Source organism: Kitasatospora sp. NPDC001261, assembly GCF_042896795.1.
GTDB lineage: Bacteria > Actinomycetota > Actinomycetes > Streptomycetales > Streptomycetaceae > Kitasatospora.
Genome location: NZ_JBIAXP010000079.1, coordinates 1 through 1,436, shown reverse-complemented (window position 1 = coordinate 1,436; position 1,436 = coordinate 1). Strand labels below are relative to the sequence as shown.

At 71.0% G+C, this 1,436-nt stretch carries 1 protein-coding gene; it reads left to right on the top strand.

Annotation, left to right across the window (positions count from 1 at the left end; genetic code table 11):
* The first annotated feature begins 42 nt into the window (after nt 1-42).
* Nucleotides 43-1,266 carry an IS4 family transposase gene (locus ACFY4B_RS42600; RefSeq protein WP_387977205.1) on the top strand — a complete coding sequence of 408 codons (1,224 nt, stop codon included), beginning with the start codon at nt 43-45 and terminating at the stop codon, nt 1,264-1,266.
* The last annotated feature ends 170 nt before the right edge of the window (nt 1,267-1,436 follow it).

The window sequence follows — 1,436 nt, the reverse complement described above, 5'->3', positions numbered from 1 at the left end:
CAATGCCAGTGACTTTGATGGCTTTGGCTCGTTGGGTGTGGTGTGGCGAGGGTGGGGCAGGTCAAGTCGCCTGCGGGTGAGCGGTTGTCGGACCGGATCGCGATCGGGGTGCTGACCCAGGCGTTCCCGCCGGGTCTGGTCGATGAGGTGATCGCCGAGACCGGGCGGGCCGAGCAGCGCAGCCGGCTGCTGCCGGCGCGGGTGGTCGTGTACTTCGTGCTGGCGATGTGCCTGTTCTTCGGGCAGGGCTACGAGGAGGTCGCCCGGCTGCTGGGCGAGGGACTCGGGGACGCGCGGCGGTCGTGGCGGGTGCCCACGACCGCCGCAATCGGCCGGGCCCGCCGACGCCTGGGCCCCGAACCGCTGAAGGCGCTGTTCGCGCGGGTGTGCCGTCCGGTGGCCGTGCCCGGGACGGCGGGGGCCTGGTACCGGGACTGGCGAGTGGTGGCGGTGGACGGCACCACCCTGGACCTGACGGACACCGAGGCCAACGAAGCCTTCTTCGGCCGCCATGCCTCGGGACGCGGAGCGAGCGCGTTCCCGCAGGCCAGAGTGGTGGGACTGGCCGAGTGCGGTACCCACGCGATGTTCGCCGCCGCCACCGGTCCGCTGTCGGCGAGCGAGCAGTCCCTGTCCCGGCGGCTGTTCGACCGTCTCGAGAAAGGGATGCTGCTGCTGGCCGACCGGGGCTTCTACGGATTCGAGCTGTGGCAGCAGGCGAAGGCCACCGGAGCGGACCTGCTGTGGCGGGTCCGCAAGAGCACGAACCTGCCCGTCGTGCGGGTGCTCGGCGACGGCTCCTACCTGAGCACGGTCCACGCCGAACCGGACCGCCGCAGCCGTCGCAACCCGGTGACCGTCCGCGTCGTCGAGTACACCCTCGCCTCCACCGGCGACGCCGCCGTCTACCGGCTGGTCACCACGATCCTGGACCCGAGGGAGGCACCCGCGGCCGAACTGGCCGCGCTGTACGCCCAGCGCTGGGAGATCGAGACCACCCTGGACGAGATCAAGACCCACCAGCGCGGCCCCGGGCTCGTCCTGCGCTCGAAGTACCCGTGGGGCGTCGAGCAGGAGGTCTACGGCCTCCTGCTCGTCCACCACGCCATCCGGCAGCTGATGCACCAGGCCGCCCTGAACGAGGGCGTGGACCCCGACCGGCTGTCCTTCACCCGCAGCCTGCGGGTCGTGCGCCGCCAGGTCCCCGCCCAGGCGGCGTTTTCCCCCCGGCACACTCGCCCGGGCACTGACCCGCACCCTGGCTGAGATCACCGAACGCCTGCTGCCCCCACGCCGTCAACGGACCTGCCCGCGCGTCATCAAACGCAAGATGTCCAACTGGCCCCTCAAACGCGTCCAACACCGCAACTGGCCACCACCAGTCCCCGCAGTCATCGCGATCACCAGAGCAGCCACAACCTAAGTCACTGGCATTG